The organism is Coleofasciculus sp. D1-CHI-01, assembly GCF_040218875.1.
In the GTDB taxonomy this organism is placed as follows: Bacteria; Cyanobacteriota; Cyanobacteriia; order Cyanobacteriales; family Coleofasciculaceae; genus Coleofasciculus.
Window position 1 is genome coordinate 1 of record NZ_JAVJQP010000094.1, and the last position, 18,854, is coordinate 18,854.

12 protein-coding genes are annotated in these 18,854 nt (G+C 44.4%); 8 read left to right on the plus strand and 4 right to left on the minus strand.

The features are described 5' to 3' along the window. Positions 1-87 precede the first annotated feature (87 nt). The 3 genes from RIB93_RS17180 to RIB93_RS17190 all read left to right on the plus strand — a co-directional run bounded on the left by RIB93_RS17180 (position 88) and on the right by RIB93_RS17190 (position 3,372). Positions 88-951 (plus strand): hypothetical protein, encoded by an 864-nt coding sequence (locus tag RIB93_RS17180; RefSeq protein ID WP_446373944.1) that lies wholly within the window; start codon positions 88-90, stop codon positions 949-951. Positions 952-1,041: 90 nt separating this feature from the next. Beyond that, on the plus strand, positions 1,042-1,950 hold the full coding sequence (locus RIB93_RS17185) for an alpha/beta fold hydrolase (RefSeq protein ID WP_446373945.1): 909 nt from the start codon (positions 1,042-1,044) through the stop codon (positions 1,948-1,950). Between the two features lie 393 nt (positions 1,951-2,343). After that, positions 2,344-3,372, plus strand: a complete 1,029-nt coding sequence (locus RIB93_RS17190) for a hypothetical protein (protein ID WP_446373946.1) — start codon at positions 2,344-2,346, stop codon at positions 3,370-3,372. Positions 3,373-3,816: 444 nt separating this feature from the next. Here RIB93_RS17190 and priA read toward each other — a convergent pair whose 3' ends face one another. From priA to RIB93_RS17210, 4 genes are all read right to left on the minus strand, one after another. Further along, positions 3,817-6,327 (minus strand): primosomal protein N', encoded by a 2,511-nt coding sequence (gene priA, locus RIB93_RS17195; RefSeq protein ID WP_446373947.1) that lies wholly within the window; start codon positions 6,325-6,327, stop codon positions 3,817-3,819. A 520-nt stretch (positions 6,328-6,847) separates the two neighbouring features. After that, a complete protein-coding gene (locus RIB93_RS17200; RefSeq protein WP_446374066.1) occupies positions 6,848-6,976 on the minus strand; it encodes a hypothetical protein in 129 nt (42 codons plus the stop codon). A 21-nt stretch (positions 6,977-6,997) separates the two neighbouring features. Then, positions 6,998-8,137: a protein kinase domain-containing protein gene (locus RIB93_RS17205; protein WP_446373948.1), complete on the minus strand. Its 1,140-nt coding sequence runs from the start codon at positions 8,135-8,137 to the stop codon at positions 6,998-7,000. A gap of 128 nt (positions 8,138-8,265) precedes the next feature. Further along, positions 8,266-8,574 (minus strand): hypothetical protein, encoded by a 309-nt coding sequence (locus tag RIB93_RS17210; RefSeq protein ID WP_446373949.1) that lies wholly within the window; start codon positions 8,572-8,574, stop codon positions 8,266-8,268. Between the two features lie 128 nt (positions 8,575-8,702). On the opposite strand from RIB93_RS17210, the gene RIB93_RS17215 reads away from it, so the two are divergent. From RIB93_RS17215 to RIB93_RS17235, 5 genes are all read left to right on the plus strand, one after another. Continuing rightward, entirely contained in the window at positions 8,703-9,902 is a 1,200-nt protein-coding gene (locus RIB93_RS17215; RefSeq protein WP_446373950.1) for a DNA cytosine methyltransferase, read from the plus strand. 90 nt (positions 9,903-9,992) lie between these two features. Beyond that, the gene (locus RIB93_RS17220) at positions 9,993-12,146 is read left to right on the plus strand and encodes a hypothetical protein (RefSeq protein ID WP_446373951.1); all 2,154 of its coding nucleotides are present in this window, start codon (positions 9,993-9,995) and stop codon (positions 12,144-12,146) included. 154 nt (positions 12,147-12,300) lie between these two features. Continuing rightward, a complete protein-coding gene (locus RIB93_RS17225; protein ID WP_446373952.1) occupies positions 12,301-12,813 on the plus strand; it encodes a papain-like cysteine protease family protein in 513 nt (170 codons plus the stop codon). After that, on the plus strand, positions 12,810-16,760 hold the full coding sequence (locus RIB93_RS17230; RefSeq protein ID WP_446373953.1) for a helicase-related protein: 3,951 nt from the start codon (positions 12,810-12,812) through the stop codon (positions 16,758-16,760). Before RIB93_RS17225 ends, RIB93_RS17230 begins: the two co-directional genes overlap by 4 nt. A gap of 17 nt (positions 16,761-16,777) precedes the next feature. Next, the gene (locus RIB93_RS17235; RefSeq protein WP_446373954.1) at positions 16,778-18,826 is read left to right on the plus strand and encodes a hypothetical protein; all 2,049 of its coding nucleotides are present in this window, start codon (positions 16,778-16,780) and stop codon (positions 18,824-18,826) included. Positions 18,827-18,854: the final 28 nt, after the last annotated feature.

Genomic DNA, 18,854 nt, shown 5'->3' on the forward strand with positions numbered 1-18,854 from the left:
ATTGTTGCCCATTTATTGGTAAGGTTCTATCCGGAGAGAGTTGACTGAGGTGATATAAAATAAGACGAACATTGAGAGGTCGAATCAATGGCTACTATCACATACTGCAAAGGACTTCCTACCCCAGCTTCTGAGTTAAACCCATTGGGTAAAACTCAACTGGAAATGTTTCTAGGCGAATACTCATCTATATTCCATCAAGCAGCATCTGAGACAGCTAATCATCTCCTCTGGGATAATGAATTCAACAAGTCTCAATGGAACAGGTATTTACAGCAGACGTATGGGATAAATAAGCGCCACGCCAATGGAGTGATAGCTTTTAGTCAGGGGGCGGTAGATGCGGCGTCATCTAACCGTCAACGTCACATCAAGGTGCTAACCGCCAAAGCCAAATCCTGTGGGGAGTGGCTCAAAAAGGCTACACGCAAGTTAAAAAACGCCCGTAAGTTTTACCGTAGAAAAAACTGGCAAAATAGTAAAACTGGCTTAATGTTTCCTCTGTCGGTGTCTATCCAATACCGGAATACTAACTGGCAAAACCTACGTTTCCAACTGCACCACAAAAAGCGCAAGCTAAACCACTACCAATTGCAGATTAAGTACCTTAAAGCGGCTCCCATTCGGGTAACTATTCCCAAAGGACAAGCTTATGTGGTAGGAGCCGCCGCCGAAACCTGTGGGAATCAGTCTTGCCAATGGGACGGGCAGACAATCAAGATTCGGGTTCCCTACTGTTTGGAAGACAAGTTTGGCAAATATGTCTCATCGGAAATTGGAGATTTCCATCGGAATGTTAACCGACTGCCATCAGAGGGTGCTAAAACCTGGCACTTTTACCGCAAAGAAGGTAAGTGGTGCGTGGCGGTACAATTTACACCAGCACCAGTCAAACAGATATCTAGACCAATCCAAAGAGGCTGTATTGGTATAGACCTGAATCCCGGTTAGTGCTGGAGAAGAAGTAGAGATATTTCGCCAGAACGTCTGAGTTAATTTATTACAAAATATAAACAGTAAACCTGTACTCTTGGAATCCTCATGACCTTTCCCTCCTCCACCCTACCCAAACGCCCTGAACGCGACACTCACCTCTGGACATGGCGTGGGTTTCCCATTGCCTATCAAGTCCACGGCAATTCTGGACCAGCCGTTGTCATGGTGCATGGCTTTGGCGCGTCTTGCGGACATTGGCGTAAGAATTTACCTGTATTAGCAGAATCCTGTCGATGCTATGCCATTGACTTAATTGGTTTTGGAGCCTCTGCCAAACCGATGCCGGGACTTGACGTGGAGTATACCTTTGAAACTTGGGGACAACAAGTCATTGATTTTTGCCGGGAAGTCGTAGAGACTCCAGCGTTTTTGGTGGGGAATTCAATTGGCTGTATTGTAGCGATGCAAGCGGCTGTAGATTGTCCAGATAGGGTATTGGGCGTTACCCTGATCAACTGTTCCCTGCGGATGCTGCACGATCGCAAACGAGTGACGTTACCTTGGCATCGGCGCATCGGCGCTCCCATGGTACAACAGTTACTGGGGATTAAGTGGGTAGGACAGCTCTTTTTTGCTCAACTGGCGAAGCCACAGGTAGTGCGGAAAATTTTATTGCAAGCATATCGCAAATCCGAGGCAGTGACTGATGAATTAATCGACTTGCTGATGAAACCGGCGGCTGATGTGGGTGCGGCTGATGTGTTTATCGCATTTACCCGCTATTCCGCAGGACCTCTAGCCGAAGACTTATTACCTCAGTTACAGTGTCCCACACTGATTTTGTGGGGAACTGATGATCCTTGGGAACCCATCGCGGAAGCAAAAGAATGGGTCAATTATCCCGCCGTGGAACAATTTGTTCCCTTAGACGGTTTAGGTCATTGTCCCCAAGATGAAGCCCCTGAGGTGGTTAATCCTATTTTACAGGATTGGATTGCACAGCATTCGGTTTAGTTTCGTCATTTGTCATTTGTCATTCGTCATTTGTCATACTCAAGGGAGTGAGAAGCAAGCTACGTCATTTGTTGCCCTAGTTCCCCCATCTCTCTCATTCACTGTTCCCTGTTCCCTCACCTCACCACAAGACTTATTCAGCAATCCCTGAAAAAATGACTATTGAGAATTTTTTCAAAAAAGACTATCCTTTGACTGGTGAGTAGATAATTAGAGAGTTGGAAAGCAAGGAACAAGCAGCTATTGGTAAGCCAGCGTGCTAGAACACCGATTTAGTCATCCGACTTAATTAAAAATTGTCACATTAGCTACCAAACAGCCTTTTTTTACTGTTGGCTTTATCGCTACCGCCATTTTACGGACTGCATTGACGTTCTAAACAAGGGGTGTGTCATGAGTACAAAGGATAAGCGAGGTAATTCTCAACCGTCGCAGACAGCGAAGATCGCGACGGCAAGAAAGCTATCCAAACTCTGGGCAAAAAAGTATGTCCAACAACACAGTACATCAGACAAAACGTGGCAGTCGAATTCTCCAGGATTACGAGCCGTTATAGCGCAGCGGTTGCTTGATTCCTTGCGATCGGTAACGATTCAAGCTTGGGCAAAAACCGAAGCCTTACTCTGCCAACAAATCAAGCGACAAGGTATTAACTATCGTTTAATTGATCCTTGGCAAATTACTAAAGATACTTACTCAATCTATGAGAAAGTATTGCTGGCTTATGCCGATCAAGTCATCCCCGAACGTTTATGTTTATTTTTAGCATCAGATTTAGGTCGCATTCGACACAATTATACAGCAATTGATCCCAGAGTGATTGCGTTTGTTAGTATGCAGTTTCATTATAGTGGTCAGTTACTACTGAAATCACTGTCACCTCAAGAACAAGCTACAGTGAGTGTTTATTTCCAGGTGATTGATGATTGTCTGTATATGCCCTTACAACGACTCTATAAAACTGCCGCCAATTATGATCATCAATCATTAGCTTTAGTATCTCTACGGCAACTTTTACCGGATCAGGCATTAATTGCTCAACAAATTGCCACGCGAATTAGCGATTTACATCCACACTATCACTGTCATAGTGGTAGCTTAGTGAACCCTACGGTAAAATCTGCCAGTATTCGGGATGTGGAAATGTTCCAGATTTACCTGTGGCTTTGTGTTCTGGAAAGGAGTATTGCGCCCATCCAACAGGAATTGTTTCCTTTGTGTGTCATGCTCTACCCTACTTTAAATGTAGGGTGGGAATTAGTCCGGCAAATGATTCATCTGTTAGGATTGGAATTTGGTAAACGTTTGTCTCAGCAGCAAATTTCGCTTGTTTTACCCTATTTCCAAGTGTTATGGGAAATGTTTTCTCCTGAAGTCTTTCCCGAACCTTTGCCCGTTGCAGCGTTGGAAAATTCGGCGTAGTTGTCATTTCATTTAAATTCCTCTGCGTACCTGGAGTGCCAACTTCTGCCTTATAGCAAAAGGCAGAAGGTAGAAAATTTCTTACTGCTAAATGGTGTTAGATCATTGCCGATATCTGATTAAGGCGCTAGAGTTTGAGCGCTTAACAGCGATTAATACTCAAGTGGCTAATGACTTGCTGCGAGTCGATAAAAATGAACGTAAGAAGTTGACGAGTACCGACTTCAGACACATCGAAATTGGCTCAATGTGGATGAATCAGACTATCCGCAATTGCAGCGCAAAAACCAAGGTGAAGCATTTCAAGACTATGTGGCTTGAGGTGAACAACCAAGGTTATGGAGTGCTAAGACAGTCCCTTAATAGTGTGAACTGTCTAATCGGGTGGATTTATCCCCCGATTAGACAACCCCTAGAATCCCTTGTCTTTCAAGCAAGGGAGTGTCAAATCATATTCAGCGGATCAACATCAATCGTCAAACTCACATCCGGCGGACAAATCCGCTGCAACGCCGCCACATCGGGTAATCCTACCGCTACATCTGGCGGAAACTTGAGCAAAATCTGCCACCGATAACGACGGGCGATTCGCATAATCCCCGCCGGGGCAGGTCCTAATATCTCATACCCAGAACCCGCTTGACTCAACCAATCCGCTAACATCTCCGCCGCCTTCTCAACCGCCATCTCCTCCAACCCACTTAACCGCAACAAAATCAGATGCCCATAAGGAGGATAATTCAACGATTCCCGTTGTACCAATTCCGCCTCAGTAAACACCTCATACCCATGGGTTTTCACCGCCTGAATCACTGGATGTTGGGGTGAATAGGTTTGGACAATCACCTGACCCGGTTCATCCCCCCGACCCGCCCGACCTGCGACTTGGGTTAAGCTTTGAAATGCTCGTTCGGCTGCCCGATAATCAGATAAGTGTAATAATCCATCGGCTGCGACAACGCCGACTAAGGTGACTCCTGCTAAGTCTAATCCCTTGGTTAACATTTGCGTCCCGATTAATAAGTCCGCTTCCCCATTGGCAAACTGAGTTAACAGGGTTCGATGCGCCCCCTTGTTACGGGTGGTATCACTATCAAAGCGAATTACCCGTAAATCAGGAAACGCCTTAGCCAACTCCTGTTCCACCCGTTGTGTGCCACTACCAAAAAACTTAAGGTAAGGTGAACCACATTCGGGACAATTATTAGGATGGGCGGTTGTGTAGTTGCAATAGTGACAACGTAAAAGTTGATTTGCCCCCTCATAAGCATAGTGATAGGACAGGGACACATCACAGTCCGGACATTCAATCACATAGCCGCAACTGCGACAGGAGACAAACGTACTATGTCCACGACGGGGAATAAATAAAATCCCTTGTCGCTGCTTTTGTTTCAACTGCTGTAACTCATCTTGGAGAGAACGGCTGAAAATAGAACGATTCCCCTGCTTTAACTCCTGTCTCATATCCACAATTTCCACAGGGGGTAAGGGGCGAGATTGGATGCGTTCGGGTAATGAAAGGTAATAGGTTTTACAGGGGGCGTCTGTGTTGAGATTGGCTTGTTGACCGTTGACAGCAACCCAGGTTTCTAGAGACGGGGTAGCTGAACCCAAAACTAGAGGACAATTCTCCAATTCCGCCCGCCATTGGGCAACGGTACGGGCATGATAGGTGGGAGAAAGACTGTCTTGCTTGAAACTGGAGTCGTGTTCTTCATCTAATATAATTAGACCCAATTTGGGTAACGGCACAAAAACAGCCGATCGCGTACCAATGACGACCTGGGGTTCTCCACTTAATACTTGTCGCCAGGTATCATAACGTTCCCCATGGGATAACCCACTGTGATACACGTTCACCTTTTTACCAAAGCGGGCGCGAAATCGGTCGGTGAGTTGCGGGGTTAGCCCAATCTCTGGAACTAATACCAGGGCTGATTTTCCCGCCCTTAACAACGGCGCGATCGCTTGTAGATAAACTTCGGTTTTCCCGGAACCCGTTACCCCATGCAATAGCACTTGGTTATACTCATCCAAACTTTGAATCGTTTTCAATGCATAGGTTTGCGTATCTGTCAATGCTTTAGGGCGATCATCTGCCACATTGGGCTGATCCAAGGTTCTGAGAATTTCCCGGTATTCAACGACGACATACCCTTTTTCTGCCAGCTTGTTAACAATAGAAGACGTAGCATGACAGACTTGCAATAACTCATTCAGCCACATATCCCCACCCCGACGCCGCAGTACATCTAATACTTCCCGTTGTCGTTCGGTGATATCAGATTCAAAGCCATCCGCGACGAGAGTGACAGCTTTCTTCAGCTTCGGGCGTGAGGGTTGGGGCGGTTTCAAATAACTTTCCACCCAGCCGCGTTTGAGTAAATCTTTCACCCCGTGACGCGCCCCTTTCACCTGACGTTGTAGATAGGCGACACTGTAATCCCCTTCGGGTTGGGTGTCTAGGAGTGCTAAAATCTGACGCGCCGTTCCACCAACAAACTTGTCTGCGCCATTGGGAAGCGCTTCACGATGCAAACGAACTCGCCGTTGCGATCGCATCAACAATCCCGGTGGTAATGCCCCCCGAACTACGGATATCAGGGGTGTGCAGTAATACTGCGCCACTCGTTCCAATACCTGCCAATAGGATGTCCCAAAAAACCCAGTACAGACAACATCCTCCACCTCCCGGATTTTCGCCAATGGCACATCAGCAGGGGGAGAAGCCAGTAACCGAATTGCGATCGCCCCCACCTGTCGGTTATTCAATGGCACCGTTAAAATATCTCCCGGTTTAACCGACAAATCCGCCGGGATGCGGTACGTCAACAGTCCCTCGAGTCCCGGACAATCCACCAGCGTCTCCACCCAGCAATTCTGATGATCACCACCGGATTGATAGGTTGCTTTCGGTTCTGCCACAATTAAACTTGTCGGGGAATCAGACACAACGATAACCTCTCAATTTTTCTCACAGCGACTGGGGGAACATCGATTCAATAACCCCAGTTAGCAGTTCTCAGATAAAGACGTGCCATGGCGCGTCTCTACAGAGTCATCAAGTAATTCATCTGAATCATTAACTTCAAAGATAAATGCTAACGTCAATCATTGATAAAACTTATCTTTTTATCGGAGCTACTATCTTAGTATGGATGAGGCAAATCCAGAAATCCTCCCTAAACGGGACACCAGTAGAACTTGGCGGTTTCATCGGTAATCACCTAGCCAAATTTTAGAGAACGTATATTCTATAGCAAAAGGCAGAAAGCAGGGACACGGCAATGCCCATTGGTGTCAACTTAACCAGAAGAAGCCAGATTTCTTTTGAGCGAGCGGCATTATCTCGATGCCGCTTGCGCTGTATTGGGAACTTCAGTATAGGAGAAGAGGTTAAACTCAAGAGCGCGATCGCGGATTTTTACAAAAGTTGCTGGAGCGTACCCTTTACTTTGTTACTGAACTACATTTATTCGGATTCAATAGATGGATAAAGGCGCTTGAGTTTAATTCGAGCATCTTGGGTTGTAAAACACCAGTTAACTTGGGAATCTGCCTGATTCCGTTCAGCTTCCCAAGCATCCACTGGCTGCTTCAAAATCTCTTGGTCAGCGACAACCTATTCTTCCAAAAACTGAGACTTGATTTCCTCTAATTCCCTGTCCATTTGACTTTTAGTTTTTTGAGTATTGGCAGAACCTTTAGTCGGCGGTGTCGATTTGGGTGGGTTACTTTTAGATGTCGGTGGCTGCAAAAACTCAGACTTCAAATCCGCTAATTCTTTATCTAACCCTTTCCCATATTGAGGCGAATTTGGCTGGGGCTTCATTGGCGCTGAAGCTGGAGGGGGTGGTTTTACTGATTTAACCTTAGCCACAGGGGTTTGAGACTCTAAATCCTGGAGTATCTCCGCCACCGATTGATAGCGCTGATTCGTCGCACTGACTAACATCTTATCTAAAATTTTAGCCACGCGATCGCTGACTGGATTTTTCAACCTTTGTCGCCATACCCAAACCCCCTGATTCACATCAAACAAGTCAAAGGGATGGATTCCTGTCAGCAGATGGATACACGTCACGCCGAGACTATAGATATCACTTGCAAACACCGCTTTCCCGATACTTTGTTCCGGTGCGACATACCCCACCGAACCAATTACCGTCCCGGTTCTGGCTAACGCTGTCCCTGTCGCCACTTTTGATGCGCCAAAATCGACCAAAAACAGTTGCTTATCCCGATTTCGACGAATAATATTTTCGGGTTTAATATCGCGGTGAATCACATGATGCTGATGAACGAATTGTAAAACAGGTAACAAATTATTCAAAACATCGCGAATTTGGGCTTCTGTAAATACGCCTTTTCTTGCCAATTCCTGGGCTAAGTCTTCACCCTCAATAAACTCTTGCACCAAATATTGATGATTATCTTGGCAAAAATACGCCAACAGTTCTGGAATCTGGGGATGTTTACCCAACTCATCTAACCGTACTGCTTCTTGGGTAAATAACTGCGCCGCTTTTTGTACCGTACTGGTTCCCTGGGCTTGGGGGAAAAACTGTTTAATCACACAGGGGGGATGAGACGGTTTATCCTCATCCACCGCTAGAAACGTGCGCCCAAAACCCCCTTGTCCCAAGGGTTGAACTGTGCGATATCGTTCCTTGAGGCGTACTTTTGACCCGCAGGTGAGGCAAAATTTGGTTCCGGCGGGATTTTGGGGGTTGGTACAGTTAGGATTGAGACAGTAACTCATGGGGGTAGTTGGCAATTCAGCGTTTATCTCTATTTTGCCTCTAAATGAGGAGTCGTTTTTTTACTCTTATCCTTTTACCCTATTATCCTATTACTTTGTTCCGTCTCAACTTAATTTCGTTTAAGAGGCTATAATCCCTCATCTGAGTACATACTTTCCCGGCTCACAGCATAATCTGATAATAGGGGTGAATGGTACTCATGACTTGCAGTCCACAAATAAAAGGCTTGTGCCAATTCTTCTGGACTGGCTGTTTCATATAAAGGAAGCTGCACCTGTTGGAGTTGGACTAAGCGCTTAAGTATTGCATCCAAGTAGGGTTTAATCACCTCTGGACTTTTTGTGGTTATCCGTGCCAAAACCTGGGTGATTGTCTCTATCTCTGCTTGATGGGCTAACTCAAAATTGCGAAGCTGTTCTTGGGAAAGGTTATTCATCGCGATAATTATACTCTTTTATCTAAAAAGTTTTGCTCACAACATCTTTATTCAAAAACATCCAACGATCAACTAATATCAAACAGGTTATAATTGGTGATGATATCATTAACTAGGAAATGATTTGCATGAATTTAAAAGTTATAGACTTATTTTGCGGAATGGGAGGTCTATCTTGGGGATTGAATAAAACAAAAATGATTAAGCCCTCTTATGCAGTAGATAATCATGCTCCTGCACTTGCACTTTATCAAAGTAATTTCCCTGATACTCACATCTTAAATATTGATATTTCCCAGAATTCACAGATTAGAGATTTAATTGAAAAAATAAATTTTAATGGTGGAGTTGATATAGTTGTAGGAGGCAGACCTTGCAGAGGATTCACCCAAATTCGTAACGGTCAGAATAAAGATTCAGATCCCAACAATAAGCTAACCCTAAAATTTGCTGAGATTGTACGGGAGTTAAATCCGCTAGCTTTTATTTACGAAAATGTACCTCACCTAGAACATTATAAACTTTTTCAGCGATTTCTCAGCAGGTTGAGAGGAAGAAACAGTTATAAAATTGCCTATGCAGTAGTAGAAGCGGCAAATTTTGGCAATCCTTCTCGACGCTCTAGATTGCTTGTGGTAGGAATTCGCTCAGATCTTGGGCGTTTTCCAATTATTCCAAGGGGTTTGGATATCCCCTATCAGCAGTTTTGGCTACGAAGATGTGAACAGGAGGGACAGATTCGCTATTGCTCAAAACTAGAGGAACCTTGGCGTTCCTATCTGTTTGATCCAGATGACTGCCGATTAGTCAATGTTGAGCAGGCAATCTCTGACTTACCAATCTTAGAGGGTCAAACGGCCGGAGCTTCCCGTCCCTATGGGAATTTACCCCAAAGTGCCTATCAGCACCTTTGCCGACAAAATATCCAGGAGACAGATGGTCATATAGTTCCACGAATTCGACCAGAAACTAGAGAAAGGCTAAAAGCGATCGCGCCGGGTGGGAACTGGCGAGATTTACCGACTCCCTTAACTTATCGAATTCCATACGAACCAGCCAGTGGCAAGCTAAGGCGAAGTCATTACAGCGCCTATCGGCGGCTACTCCCGGAAAGTCATAGCCCTACTGTGCAAGGTCACTCAGATTTTGCCTATCATTATAAGTATGAGAGGGCGCTGACACCTCGCGAGTTGGCTCGATTGATGGGGTTTACCGATGATTACCAACTCGGTCATGAATATGACACCGTTGTTAAAGCCATTGGTAATGCTGTGCCTCCTGTCCTAGCAACCGCGATCGCTACTTCATTGCTTGAGCAACTCAATTAATGCCCGTTGTTAACGGCAGATAGGATTGGGGAATGATCGGTATAAAGGAGTTTTTACCGGATAGTCTAAATGTTGGCAGACCAGATATTTGTGAAAACCATCCAGAGTTCTGTCGAGCAGCGACACATACACCGACTTGAGACAGAACGACGGTTTTGGGGGGATATTTTCAGAGATAGTTCTAACTTTAATCCGGAATGGATGCATCAAGTGTTCGAGCCGAGCCTGGGGTGTTTGAAGCAGAAAAAGCATTCTATCCAGATCCATCGATTAGAGAAAGACCTAATTTATTTATCTGCCTTAACGATTTATCAGCGCCATCAAGTTTTTGTAAGTTTTCCCGTATCCCCGGTTGCTTTGGGAATATTAATCGTGGTCTATTATGCACATCTGGTTAGAGAGGAACGAGATATTTATTGTATTAACCATGCTGTCTCAGCCAAAGACTTTGTTATTTGGATTCGCCCTCAAGACAAGGGTAAACTCTCCAGTTTAAGGACAACCAAAGCCGTTAATCTGATTGATGCTTGGGAGACTCGTTGCTCTCTAGGTGAGCGAGTTCTTTGTTTACCTATCTATAAGTTTGATGAATCATCCAAGAGTGAGCGGCTGAAGGTTGTGATGGTGCGATCGCTCTCAGAAGCCATTGAGTTATTCAAGCGATCTAGATATTGTTCTTTGGTTGTGATTGATGATCCATCGGGATGTACCTATCCATCTCCCTCTACCTATGGAAATGAAGCTTTTAAGTTAGCTAGCCTTTGTAGACAAAAACGCATTCCTATGGTAGGTATTGTTCCCCCGTGGACAATAGGAGACATTGAATATCACATAACCAATAATTCATCCGAACTATTACTTTATCCTATTGACTTCTTTGCCCTGTGTTCTTATCCAGCAGAGGCTGGAAGTTTTTCTACTCGTGAACCTCGTCATCCTATCGAAGAAAGCTATTTACGGCTGGAAAGAAAACGAAAATCTCTGGCTGAGACACAAGTAACGATTAAAACATTCAATTTTGAGACAACAGAAGATAATGAAAAAATTGCTGACCTTTTCCAAGAATCATCAAGTTTACTGATAGATTTGGGTAAACACCCTCAATTGAGGATGGTTTGGGGTAAAGGATGGTATATCTGGCGATATCTATCAGCCCCCATATTACCTTATCACTTGCTATGGGGAAAGTTTATAGACAGCGCATTGAAACAGTTGGAAAACGCGGCGACTAGATGTAAAGAAGATAAGGCAATAATTTTATATCAATGTTTAAGGTCTCTATCTTGGAGACTATATAAGCTAAAGCAAAATCCATTTATAGAAATAATTAAATCGGCTGATATAAAAACGATTGTGGCAGTAGAAAATGCAGAATGTGTTGATGCCTTAAAAGAGGAGGTGGGACGGTATAGTTATAGCCCCCACTATACATCGGTGCAGGTAGTGAATATAGGAAACGTTAAATTATCCAAGAGGATTAATTTATCAAAGATTGAGGAACATTTCAGTGCCTTAACAAGTACGAGTTTAGATGCTGGTTTTAGCGAAACAACTCCCCTAAAATTAGAGTATCACTATTTGGTAGAGTTTCCACAACGTCTCAAAATTAGAGTAGCACCAAGCAGCGAGTTCTTGGTCTTATCAGGCAAGCTAGCTCAGGTTGTTCCTGTCAGAGAGATTACGGCTAGGACAAAAGTTGTCTTGTTTGATGGCATGAACCGGGATGAGTTGTTTGCTCAGAAGGCAGGTTTGCTAGAAGATACTAAAGTTAACTACCTTTATCGGGTACAGCTAGAGGCTTGGCGTGAGTTAGTCAAGAAGCAAGTTAAAAAGTCAAATTTACAAACAGTCTGTCAGCATATTTTTCATGATACAGGTATATCCATTAGTCAAGAAACCATTCAGCATAACTGGATGAGTGGTCATAACCTTTTAAGCTTACCCCGTGAAAGAGAACATTTCTTTTGGTTTATACCCCCGCTAGCCCGTTCAGGGTTTGAAGAATTTTGGCAAAGGGCTAATGAACTGAGGATTAAGCGCCGACAACTGGGTCAGGTGATATCGACCTGCGCCCAAGAGGGATGGAACGACCGAAAACCTGATGAAATCATCTTTCAATATCAGCAAATTTTCATTACCGTGGGGGAATTACGAGATGCCATGCAGATACTAACAGTTCAGTCATCGCCTCAACTCATTCTTCATCCTCCTGAGTCTCCCTTTAATCGTCTTTTTAGGGAATAAACTATGTTATCTGAAACCGTTGGCTTGACCTGTACCCAGTCCAAGGGCTTTAATCAAGAAGTGGGGAATTTTGCGCTAAAAATCCCTATCACTTTACCGAAAATTGCGCTGGGATATACTAACCCCTTGCTGACTAGCTACTGTTAGGAGACAGTTGAATACTGAGGACTCAACGCCTGAACCTTGTGGTGCAGGTGGGAATTGGCAAGTTATTGATGAAGTTGATGACCCAACGGTTATCAAACAGCAAAACCGTCTCTGTTGTGGTTCGGCTTGTGCTGAGATGTTACTGATAGCATTGGGAGTTAATAACATCTCTCAGGAGAGAATTGCGGCTATTGCGGGAGCGCCTGTAAGCGTTCCTGACCTAGCGCGGGCGCTCAATCAACTGGATTCGAGTCATTCGAGACAGTGGAACGGGGGAGGATTGGAAATTCCAGGAGCTAGCTTTGCTGAAGTGTTAGAGGTTTTAATGTCCACAGGGGCTTGGATAGCAGAACTGCGAGAGCCTCGGGCGCGTCTCGGTCACTTAGTTGTCGTTGATGGTTGGGATGCTCTGGGTAGAATTCTCATCCGAGACCCATGGGATGGGACTAGGTATAAAATGGATAAAGAGGAGTTCTTGCAGTACTGGACGCTTCAAGGCATTTATAAGAGAGAATTATGAAAACTCAAGTTTTGAACATTAAGTCCATACCCGATGCTGATTCCCTAAAGGTGTGGATGTCAATTGGGAATAAGCAACAGCCGTTTATATTCTCTCGGAAATTTGACCAGATTGCCAATCGTCAACTGCAAATCATCACCTACGAGAGTGAGTTTGGGGAAACGTTTAAATTTAACCAACATATTGTTGGTGAGGTGATGAATCTAGTCCGACAGTTTTACCAAGGGAATCCGGTGGAACTGCCTCAAGAAGTTGGGCATTTTGGCACTCCTGAACAAGCCTTGGCATTACAAAAACCATTCAATCTGTTAACAGCTACTAATCCGGAATCAATTCTGACTGATCAAGGGTTAAATGTACAGGACTCTGAGCGACAAGAAAAGCATCTGCAATTTGTTGAGAGTTTCTACAGGCGCATACACGGACACATTACAGGAACCTCAGAGCATCGGAAATTCATAAGAGGTTCAACTGAACCTAGACGCTTGATGCCAACTGCCTACCTCTCTCCCTTACCCCCTCCTGCTGTAGCACCATACAGTAGTCAGCAGCAGAATAAATTTCGTCCCAGTAACTGTGGTTTAGCAATTAACCTAGCACCAGACTGGGATAAAAAGCCATTGCCTATTAAGTTGAACGTGCGTTTTAGTGTTTTTCTGCCCAAGCTCGATTTGAATAACATTGAACAGAAGTCACTACGCCCGATGTGGAAGCGTTTCGATATCAGTGCTGATATCAGTTCGAGTATTCAAGATTTAGTATGTCCTAATTCTCCCACACTGGCACAACTCAATCAAGACATTGCAGCACAGCTAAAACGTATCACTGAATCCCATCAGACTGATGCACTAGCTTGGTTATTTCGGTTGGATCAGACTATTGATGATTTGACTGATTCAGAAGTGGCTTTTGCCCATAAAAAACCTAAAGAATTACAGACGGCACTGCGCCAGCGAATCGCCAAAAAAAAGAAGAGAAAACAGAAGAATACTTCCTCTGCTGATCGTGAAATTCAGCCAGGACAAGTGGCTCCGATTTACTTCAACGTTAAAGTTGAAGCGCAAAAGCGAAATCCAGGTAAACAGACGAGACTACGGCTATTTCTGAGAAATAAGAGTGAACAGGTAGGTGGTTTTAGTGACCCAAGAGATACAGGTTTATTTGGGGCTTACCTAGAAATTCAATTACCTCAAGCGATTTGGCAACCCACAGAACTTTCTCGCTTTCAAATATCCTATCAAGTTGATTCCCAGGTTCCCGCCCAAGGACTCAATTGCACACCGGGATGGGATAAAAATCAGGAGACGATTCGCATCTGGACTGAGTTTTTCCCCATTTATTGGCAAAAGAGACTGTATACGGCTGGCATTCAAGCTCCCTTTAAGGAATTGGCAAAAGCTGATGAAGATACTGACCTTCAGGTTCTCCAGACTATTCGGCAAAAGATGCAGGAGTACCGAGATAACTGGCAAGCCTTAATTGACCAAAAGCATCCGCAGACAGGCGGAACTCAACATCACGCTGAAGCTCAAGCAGATTTAGACAATTTTCAACAAGAAATTGCCCGTTTTGAACTCGGAATTCAGGTTTTATCCGAGTCTAAATATGCCATGCTGCGACAGGCTTTTAATCTGATGAATCAGACATTCACAGAGATTGACGAAAAGCGGAAAAAACGGGGAAAAGCAACCTATAAAAACTGGCGACCCTTCCAGATTGTGTATATTGTTTCCAACCTCGCCGCCCTAGCCGCACGACAATGGACTGGAGATTTTGACAACAATGGTTTAGCGCAGATTGACCATGCGGCTGTGGTTCACTTCCCCACAGGAGGGGGTAAATCTGAGGCGGTGATGGGACTGATTCTGACTCAATCCTTTTTTGATCGGCTGCGGGGTCGAGATTGGGGCATAGTGGCTTGGTTGCGGTATCCTTTGCGCTTACTGACTTACCAACAATTGCAGCGTTTTCTGGATACGCTAGTTGTGGCTGATGAAGTGAGAAAAAAGCAACGCGATTTAGTCAAAACTGCTGAATTTACTATTGGTTATTACGGTGGGCGAGACAATAGCCCAAATTCTCTTAAGTCTGTTCCTGATGAGCTAGACAGGTACATAGGACAGGCAAAGCAGAAGATGCAGAATGCTTTGGGTAAACCAGCTCCCAAATATCTGACATTAGCAGATATTGGCTACTATGTTCCTGCATCAATTCAGCCCTATCGCATGGTCATGCGTTGTCCCTATTGTGGCTCAGAAGATGTTCACACCTTTATTGATGCACGTACCAAAGAACTCCGACATCGCTGTGGTTTTCTGGATAAACCTTTGCCGGAAGGGGTTTGTGGTCGTGAAATTCCACTCTATATTGTTGATGAAGATATCTACAGTCGCTTACCGACGTTGTTAGTGGGAACTCTTGACAAAATTGCTAACATTACCTTTCGCCCTGCTAGTCGCACTTTGTTTGGTGCTGTCTCCGATATCTGTTCTGTCCATGGATTTGTGACGAACCATAGCTGTCATAAGAAAGACTCAGTGGGGGGATGTACTCGACGCGATCGCAAACCGCTTTCCACTCCACCTGTTGATCCCGGTATCCCTATAATTTTCCAAGATGAATTGCACCTGCTGCGAGAAGAATTAGGCACCTTTGCTGGTCACTACGAAGCGCTCATTGATGCGATTCACCTAGAACGGGGAGCCAATCGTCCTAAGATTTTAGCAGCAACGGCTACGATTGAGGGAGCAGAGCAACAGACGAGGCATCTTTACTGGCGAGAATTGTCTCAATTTCCGGTAACTGGACCGGCTCAAGGACGTAGTTTTTATGCGAACGAACATAGCCGATACGTTACCAGAGGTTTTGTGGGATTACGTCCAACGGCGGCAAATTCCTTGGATGCAGCAATGGCTCTGATTTTAGCGTTGCGGACTGAGTTAGAAATTCTTCGTAGTCATCCGGCTAAGTTTAAGGTTGAGTATGGATTAGGTTATTTAACCGATGCAGAATTTTTGCAACGGGTTGATCAGCACGACCTTTGCTGTACCTATGTGAACTCGAAAAATGATGGTTCTGATATTCGACGTTCTATCAATGAACAAGTCAAGGCTGGACTGCGAGAAGAGTTTGGGGAAGATCAAGCTAGTACCATGCTTCCAGAAGCCGTTACTCTTACTGGAGATGATGGGATTGATGTCGTTAAAGAAGTTCTCAAACGAATGGAATCCCCGCAGAAAGACTTGAATTCCAATGACCCTGAACGGCTTTCCGATGTCGTGGCTACCAGTCTAATTTCCCATGGGGTTGATATTGACCGTCTCAACTTGATGCTATTTTATGGGTGGCCCAACACGACGGCAGAATATATTCAAGCATCGAGTCGGGCAGGACGGGCTTTTCCTGGTTTAGTGTTTATTTTATTCCGACCACAACGCGCTCGTGAACGGGCAATTTTCGACTATTTTGTCAAGGCGCATGAGTATTTAGATCAGATGGTGGAAGCTGTCCCCATCGACCGCTTTGCGTACAATGCACTTTATCGCACGGCTTTTGGTTTGCTCTTAGGTCGTTTGCTGCATATTGATGGTCCAGTAGCGCGACCAGGACAGCAGGAAATTGACTTAGCAGAGGTGGATAAACTTGACAAATTGCGGGAGTTGATATTTGGTATTGGTAAAGGGCGATCGCCTATTGATTTGAACGATTTAGTTAACAAAATTTATATAATTATCAATCCAGATGATTTACCCCAAGGAGAAGTCTTTGAAATACCTCTGAGCAAGGTAGAAGAAGCTTTGTTATCTCAAATTGAGCGTATTATACAAGACCCTAACAAGAAAAGTTTGGTAACTTTTGGGTTAACGGAAGATGATATTGCTCACAATTTCCGTTTGTTGTTGTCTCTGCGCGATGTTGATGCAGGCATTCGCATTACTGGATACTAGCTATTACTGGAGAAAAAATGAATCAACCCGCCTATACTCGTTCTAAAGGTCAAGTTCTACATCGTTTTGAACCCGGAAGTGTTGCCACAATTCCGGCGGGAACTATTCAAATCAATAAGCATTTTAGTCGGAAAGTCGATGACCTGGCCAGAGACTTACAAGATGCTGTGCGCCAAGAATTAACCCGATGGAGGCATTTAGATGCTCAGATGGAGGCTTTTCGGAGATATACAGCCGAATGTGTCTTTGTCAGCACTCAATCGGTTAATGGGAGACGATTAGACATCCGAGAGTGTTCTAAATGTGGAGCCATTCGCTATATGAGGCGATGGAAGAATGAGCCAGATGCTCCTTGCCATCGTTGTCATCATCCTACTTTAAATGAAATTCCCTTTGTTTTTGCCCATGCTGATGGCACGATGATTCAACTAACTCCAGTTGAATGTCCTGAACATGGTTTAGATTACTTAGTGTTGGAAAGAGGCAGTCAAAAGCGCTGGCGGTGCAAGGTTCGCGGTTGTAGTCACGCAGAGACGATTGTTCGCTCTTTGGCTAGAACTTCAATTATGAAGCGTACTGAGGTGGTAGATTCTGTAGAGGCAAGAACGGGGAAGCTACCTAACCCGATGATGACTTTGACAAATGTTTCTGATAATAAGCTTCAAGTCGTTCACTCCATTTCTAGAATTAACCCAACTCCAAACGTTGAGAGATTTTTGGGCTTTTCTGAGTCACTTGATGCTCTTTTAGTAATTTATCTAGAGTACTTCCACTATCAAGCCCAAAGACTTGATGAGCTGATAGAAATGATTCGAGTTTTGGGTCAGGGAACTCAGGACGATCAAAAGGAATTGGAGCAATTGATTAAAACCTTACAACTCAGCGGTTTAGATGATGCACAAATCCAAACCATTTTAACCAATAATAAAAAGGTTAAGGAAAGTGAGGCAGGAGGGGCTGTTGTTGCTGAATTAAGAAAAGCATTAGCACAACTGTCTGCCAATGTAAAGTCTCTGCTAGGAGACGCTCGAACGGAAAGAGAAAAACGCGATGCTCAAGAAAATTTAACCCCTGCTCAGGAAAATGCTCGTACTCTACGAGAACAACTAAGCGACTATGCTGTGCTGCTGGATTTACAGCGTGAAAGCCTCGATGATGCTCTTATACGCCTAGATCAGATTAACTCTCCATTCCGTGAAAATCTTTCAGAGGCAAGCACTTTAATGCGTGAAAATTTGGGAATTAGTCAGGTAATGGTAATTCAAGACTTACCTGTTTTACACCTTGCCTATGGATACACTCGCCTCTCTCACCAACCTGAAGCGTCTGTTTTATGGGCATTTGATAAAAAACACTTTGATTTGGCTGGGGAAGAACCTAACGGAAACTGGGTTCCCATACCTGTTTACAAGCTCAAGACTGAGGCACTTTTCTTTCAATTTGATGCCAAACGCATTGTTAAATGGCTCCATGCTAATAACTTAGCTCCAGAGCCATCGACTATCGCTGAACCTACACTTTGGCTTCTAGAACGTCACAGTCAGATTACCAGCCGTAGTGGTCCGGCTTTTGATGATAATCTTGATCCAGATTTCCTAATTCCCTGGTTAGTGAGTTCTGCGCTACATAGTGCTAATCATCTTTTGATTAAGGCGATCGCGGATCAAAGCAGCTTTGGCGAAACGGCTTTGTCTGAGCATCTTCTGTTAAGTCTCAACCAAACTATCATTTTTGTTAACCGCCTACAGGAATTTTCACTGGGAGGACTAAAAACCTTTTTTGAGCAACGCCTCAACCAAGCCTTCCATAGTCTTCTTGAAGAACGGGGTGACTGTATGTTTGATCCCGACTGTGAAGAGAGATTAGGCGGTGCTTGTGCTGGATGTTTACATTTACCAGAGGTTGTCTGTCGTCTCTTTAATAATGCTCTCAGTCGTATCTTGCTTTACGGGGGTGACATTAGTGCCGAGATGGAAGGGGTAGAAAGAAATCTTTGGCGTAATTTATCCTCATTCGTGGGGAAAGAGCAGTTTATTGGTTTGTGGGATAGTCGTTTGGATAGTTGATATGCACCCTTGGTAGTCAGCGCTATAG